Source organism: uncultured Fretibacterium sp., assembly GCF_963544685.1.
Taxonomy (GTDB): Bacteria; Synergistota; Synergistia; order Synergistales; family Aminobacteriaceae; genus CAJPSE01.
Genome location: NZ_CAUUGJ010000127.1, coordinates 1 through 5,996, shown reverse-complemented (window position 1 = coordinate 5,996; position 5,996 = coordinate 1). Strand labels below are relative to the sequence as shown.

At 67.7% G+C, this 5,996-nt stretch carries 6 protein-coding genes; 3 read left to right on the top strand and 3 right to left on the bottom strand.

The genetic code is table 11. The features are described 5' to 3' along the window. Positions 1–19: 19 nt before the first annotated feature. The 3 genes from ABLA28_RS10040 to ABLA28_RS10030 form a co-directional block, all read right to left on the bottom strand. Positions 20–1,210, bottom strand: a complete 1,191-nt coding sequence (locus tag ABLA28_RS10040) for a YibE/F family protein (protein WP_347713545.1) — start codon at positions 1,208–1,210, stop codon at positions 20–22. 75 nt (positions 1,211–1,285) lie between these two features. Next, entirely contained in the window at positions 1,286–2,221 is a 936-nt protein-coding gene (locus ABLA28_RS10035) for an RluA family pseudouridine synthase (protein WP_347713544.1), read from the bottom strand. Then, positions 2,218–3,267 (bottom strand): HD domain-containing protein, encoded by a 1,050-nt coding sequence (locus ABLA28_RS10030; RefSeq protein WP_347713543.1) that lies wholly within the window; start codon positions 3,265–3,267, stop codon positions 2,218–2,220. The genes ABLA28_RS10035 and ABLA28_RS10030 overlap by 4 nt, the downstream gene beginning before the upstream one ends. Positions 3,268–3,549: 282 nt before the next feature. Between ABLA28_RS10030 and dcd the strand changes: the two genes are divergently transcribed. The 3 genes from dcd to ABLA28_RS10015 all read left to right on the top strand — a co-directional run. After that, entirely contained in the window at positions 3,550–4,071 is a 522-nt protein-coding gene (dcd, locus tag ABLA28_RS10025) for a dCTP deaminase (protein ID WP_347713542.1), read from the top strand. Positions 4,072–4,150: 79 nt separating this feature from the next. Beyond that, positions 4,151–5,026 (top strand): NAD(+)/NADH kinase, encoded by an 876-nt coding sequence (locus ABLA28_RS10020; RefSeq protein WP_347713541.1) that lies wholly within the window; start codon positions 4,151–4,153, stop codon positions 5,024–5,026. 8 nt (positions 5,027–5,034) lie between these two features. Then, the coding region (locus tag ABLA28_RS10015; RefSeq protein ID WP_347713540.1) for an AAA family ATPase at positions 5,035–5,996 on the top strand (962 nt) is incomplete at its 3' end.

Below are 5,996 nucleotides of genomic sequence, written 5' to 3'. Positions count from 1 at the left end.
CGACTAGTCGTCGGCAGCGTCAGATGTGTATAAGAGACAGGCCCTGGAGGCGTCGGCGCGTCCACCCTTCCTGGAGGATGAAGAACAGGGCCGTCGCGGGGATCGTGAGCAGGAGCCCGGCCGTCCCGGCGAGGCTCTGCACGATCTCCTGGGCGATATACGGATCGTTGAGGAGGCCGACGACGTCGGCCCCCGCGCTGCTGATCAGGATCGTCATGGGCAGCGCCGCCCCCAGATAGGCCAGGATCAGGGTGTTGATCATGCTCCCCAGCACCTCGCTCCCAACGTTCAGGCCCGCCGTCAGGAGGCGCCGCAGGGGGATATCCGGGTCGTAGTCCACGAGCTCCGCCATCGAGGCCGTTATGGAGATGCCGACGTCGAGGACCGCGCCGATGGCCCCGATCAGGATCGAGGCGAGCAGCAGCCCGCGGACGTCGATGTCGGGGAGGGTCGAGGCCAGCAGGGCGGCCCCCTCACCCGCCAGCCCGTTGAGCTGCCAGCAGAGGACCATCGCCCATCCCATAAGGAACCCGCAGCCGACGCCGCCCAGGCTGCCGAGGAGGGCGACCGTGCGGCAGCGGGACCGCTTGACGACGCAGACGATCGTCAGGACCGAGATCACGAGCACGGCGGCGAACGCCAGGGGAATCGGGGGCCAGCCCGCCGACATCAGGGGAATCACCCCCCAGAGCAGGCAGACGATGGAGAGCCCCAGGCCCAGCAGGGCCCGGAACCCCGCCCATCCGGCAAAGGTCAGCAGCAGGGACGAGACCAGCGCGACGAAGGCGGCGACCGAGGGGATGCGGTAGGCATCCGCTATGGAGTACTGCTTGCTGCCGTCCTCGAAGGTGTCCTCCACCAGCAGATAGCGATGATCCGGAATCGGATCGACGCCGCTCCCGGCAAGGCGGGTCGCGACGACGACGAAGGTACGCCCCTTCTGCCCCCCCGTGAGTACGAGGACCTTCAGCGGGCGCTCGAGGGCGGGAAAGGTCTCGTCGCCGTTCCCGTCCGCGCTTCGGCCGTCCGGAACCTTCTCCCGGGGCGCCTCGGGCCCCGCCTCGAGGACCCTCACGACGAGGGATTCCCGGCTGTTCCAGATCCCTATCGTCCAATAGTCCGCCGCCCAATAGACCAGCCCGACGAAAAACAGGCTGACGAGAAAACGCAGAAGAAACATCCTCCAACCGGACAGGCCGGACAGAATCATCTCAAATCCCCCTCGCTCCGCGGCCGACCGAACGACTGCGCGTTCTGCAACTCGGCATCGACCGCCCCCTCGAACTCAATCCAGATCCCGATCGTCCCAGCCCCACTCGGCGGCGAAGAAGCGCATGTCCTCCGGCAGGGGCGCACGGAAGGTCCGCCCCGACAGCTCGGCCAGGGAAGGCAGCTCGGGAAACCCCAGCAGGGCCGCGTGAAGCAGAGGACGCCGCACCCGCTCCGCCCATCTCCGGTTGGCCTCGAAGCAGCCGTACTTCCGGTCCCCCAGGATGGGAAAGCCCGCGTGGGCCATGTGCACGCGGGCCTGGTGCGTGCGCCCCGTCAGAAGATCAATCGACACCAGGGAAAGTTTTTCGTCCTCCGCCCCCGCCAGCCGCTGGAAGCGCGTCAGCGCGCTCTTTCCGCCCCGGTCCACCCGAACGGTGTTCGCCGCGGCATCCTTCAGGAGCGGCGCATCGACCTCCCCCGACTCGGGGACCCGCCCCACGACGATCGCCAGGTAGCGCTTCGTCACGCGTCTCTCCTTGAAAAGGCGCTCCAATCCCCTCAGGGCGTCCCCTCTGAGGGCGACGGCGAGCGCGCCCGTCGTGTTTCGGTCGAGGCGGTGGACCGCGGCGGGCGAGAAGCCGGCCTCCCGTCCCCCGACCATGCCCCAGACCCGGGTCACGACGCTGTCCCCGTCCTTGACGTCGGGCTGGACGAGCAGGTTCGCGGGCTTGTCCGCCACCAGCGCCGACTCCCCGCGCCAGAGGATCGGGACGGTCCCCCAGCGCCGCTCGAAGGTCCGCTCCTCCGGCCCCTCCCAGGAGACGTAGAGCTCCTGCCCCGCGCGGACGCGCGTCCCCGGCTCCCGCACCCGAACGGAGTCCAGGCGCACCGCCCCCATGCGGAGCCCGCGCATGATCGCGGAGAGCGGCATGGCCGGCCATATCGACCGCAGCGTGCGGTCGAGCCGCCGCCCGTCATGGTCCCGGGACAGGATCAGGCTGTGGCTCATCGCCGAGCTTCTTCCCCGCCCGGCCCGGCCGGAGAGGCCGACGATGCGGCGGAGCCGCGCCACAATCGACGCTGCAGCACGGGGACGAAGTCGGTCACGTCCCGCCCCGCCTCCATCTGGGCCACCTGTTCCCGCCAGCAGTAGAGCTTGAAGTCCAGCTCGTCCGCAGCCGAGACGATCATCGCCTCGGACGTGGCGGGGAGCACCGGCGAGCCGAACTCCCGGCTGCCGTGATGGCTCACCAGGATGTGCCCGATCGCCAGGGCCCGCTCCCTGTCAAACCCCTCCTCCTCGGCCAGCGACATGAACCGGTGGTACCCCAGGACGATATGGTCCACGACATTGCCGGGAAGCGTCACCTGGGGCGTCGGGGACAGGCGGTAGGACTCGAGCTTGCCCAGATCGTGCAGAAGCGCCCCCGCGGCGACGATATCCGCGTCGGCCGGAACGCCGGAGGCGGCGTAGCTCCGGACGAGGGCAAGGGCCGCCCGCGCCACGGACAGCGAGTGCTCCAGCAGTCCCCCCACATAGGCGTGGTGGACCGATACGGCGGCGGGCCAGGCCTTGTATTCCCGCCACAGGCCCCGCTCAAAGAAGATCCTCGTCAGGAAGCCCCTGACGGGCTCCCCGCAGGCCCCGATCCGCTCGCGGAATTCGGCCTCCATCGCCTCGTCGGAGAAGGGCGAGCGGCGCACGAAGCCGTGCGGCGGATACTTCTCCTGATCCACGCGGTACACCACGTTGAAGTTGTACTGATTCTGGTCCCGAAACTCCACCACCTTGCCCATCAACCCGACGGTGCACCCCTCCAGGCCGAGGGCCGCGTCGTCCGCGAGGGGGTCGAGGCGTATCCTGGAGTCCCCCTCAAGGTTCCACCACTCGGAGCTGCCCCAGATCTTGCCGTCTATCTGTCCCGTCCCGTCCATCACCGAGATGTCCCAGAAGGGATTGTCGTTTTTATCCTTCTTGCGCACGAGGCGCGAGGCGACCCCCAGCAGAGAAAACGTCGCGTCCCTGGGGAGCCTGCGGACCTCCTCCGTCGTCAACCTTTGTTTTTCCTTCAATTCCGTCCGCTCTCTTCCATTTCGCTGTCTTTTATTCCGTTCTTCTCCATGAATTCAAAACCGACGAGCCCGACACAAGCATGACGCTCCGAAAACATGCCGGGGTTTTCCATATCCTTATATTCTATAATAAAAAGACCTGGAAGCGGCAAAGGACGAGAGGCTGAACGAAAAAATCAGGAAAAGCGAGGAGTCTGCCTTCATGAAAAACGGAATGGGAAACGTTTTCCCCGCCCGACGGCGGGGCGGGCGGAGGGCGGCGTCATGATCCTCTCCGGCCGGGAGATCCTGAGGCACATGGGGAAGGAGATCATCATCGACCCCTTCGACGAGAAGAGGCTCAACCCCAACAGCTACAACCTGACCCTGCACGACGAGCTGCTGATCTACCGAAGCGGGGTCCTCGACATGAAGACCCCCAACGAGACCGAGACGCTCGCCATCCCCGGGGACGGGCTCCTCCTGGAGCCGGGCAGGCTCTACCTGGGACGCACCGTCGAGTACACCCGGACGGATGCCTACGTTCCCATGCTCGAGGGGCGCTCCTCCACCGGAAGGCTTGGGCTCTGCATCCACGTGACGGCGGGGTTCGGCGACGTCGGCTTCGCGGGCTACTGGACGCTCGAGATCTTCTGCATCCACCCCATCCGCATCTATCCGGGGGTCGGGATCTGCCAGATCTACTACCACACCCTGGCGGGCGACTACGATCCCTACCGCAGCGGCAAGTATCAGAACAACACGGGGATCCAGCCCAGCCTGATGTACCGGGAGTTCCAGCGGTAAGAAAATCCCCGTCGCTCCTGATATAATGAGGCAAAACGGCAAGGCGGGACAGTTTGCGGGCGGGGGGAAACGGCAGGGAATGAAAAAACTGGGGATGATCGTCAACGCGCACAAGCCGGGGGCCGTCGCGATGGCCAGACGTCTGCTGCAGTGGGGGCGGGACAGGGGGCTGTCCTTCCTTCTGCCGCATCCGGAGGCCTCCGTGCTGACGGCAGCGGGACTCTCCGACGAGGAGTGGCTCGGGACGGTCGAGGTCGCCATCGTGGTCGGCGGGGACGGAACGTTTCTGCGTGCCGCACGCTATGTCCTGGACGCGGGGACGCTCCTCTACGGCATCAACCTGGGGCATCTGGGCTTCCTCTCCTCGGGAAAGCCCGACAGCGCGGAGGAGGACCTGGAGAACATCCTGAACGGCCGCTACAACGTCCTTGAGCGGCGTCTCCTTCACTGCGTCCTCTATCGGAACGGGGCTCCCCTCCACACACTTTACGCGCTCAACGACTTCGTCCTGAGCAAGAACGCCATCGCGCGCCTGCTCCACATCGAGGTGCGCTTCAACGACCGCTTCTTCGGCATCCTTCCCGCCGATGGGGTTATTGTCTCCTCCCCCACGGGATCGACCGCCTACGCGCTCTCCGCGGGCGGCCCCATCATCCCGCCCCACCTCGACAGCATGCTGCTGGCCCCGCTCTGCGCCCACACGCTCTACTCCCGTCCCCTGATGGCGGCGGCGGCGGACCGCATCTCCCTCATCCCCCGCGACGGCTCCCGGGACATCACCCTGACCCAGGACGGCCAGCTTTGCTACGAGGTCCTCCCCGGGGACCGGGTGGACGTCGAGCCGGCGCGGGACAAGTGCGTCCGCACCATAACCATGCCCGAACGCACCTTCCTCGACCTGGTCCAGGAGAAGCTGGGCTGGGGACAGAGCCGGCCGAGGACCGAAAGGGAATAGGACCCGCCGTGCTGGAGCGCCTCACCCTGTGGAACATCGGAGGCATCGGGCACACCGTCCTCCCCCTGGGCCGGGGGCTGACCGTCATCACCGGTGAGAGCGGGGCGGGCAAGAGCAGTATCGTCCGAGCCCTGGAGCTCGCCGCCGGCTCGCGCGGCCAGTCCTCGCTGATCCGCGGAGGAGAGGACGAGGCCGGCGTCGAGGCGGTGTTCCTGACCGACGCCCGCTTCCCCGACCTGGACGACTCCCTCCAGCCGGAGGATGGGGCCCTCTTCGTGCGGCGCGTCCTGTCGCGCGGAGACCGCTCCCGCTGCGCCCTTCAGGGCCTCTCGGTCCCCCTGGGGACCTGCGCTCAGGCCGCGGGGCTCCTGCTCCGCATTCAAAGCCAGTTCGCACAGATGGAGCTTCTGGACGTCGGCCGGCAGCTCTCCATGGTGGACGCCTGCACCGATTCCGGGACCCGCGCGGCGGCCGAGGAGCTTCGCACCGTATTCGACCGGGCGCGCGCCTGCGACCGGGACCTGAGGACGATGAACGAGCGGCGGACCGAGATCGAGCGCCGCTACGCCAACGCCAACGAGGTTCTGGCGCTGGTCCGAAGGGTGCGGCCCGAGCCCGGGCTCGAGGGCAGCCTCGAGGAGCGGCTGGGTGCGCTCGGCCGCCGCCTGTCCCTTCAGGACCGGGCGCGGCAGAACCTAGACCGCCTCACCGGGGGACTCTCCGAACAGGGCCTTCTGGACGAGCTGCGGAACCTCGCGGAGTCCCTGCTGGAGCTCCTGCCGGAGTCCGAGCGCGACGAGGGGCGCCGCACCCTGACGGAGGGCGCGCAGGCCTTCGCGGACGTCGCCGAGTCCGTTCGCGACGTTCTGGATTCGCGCTCGAACGAGGCGCAGGAGAGGGAGGAGCTGGAGGCCCGGCTTGGGGCCGTCCGCCGGCTCAAGCGCCTGTCCGGGACCCGGACCGAGGAGGA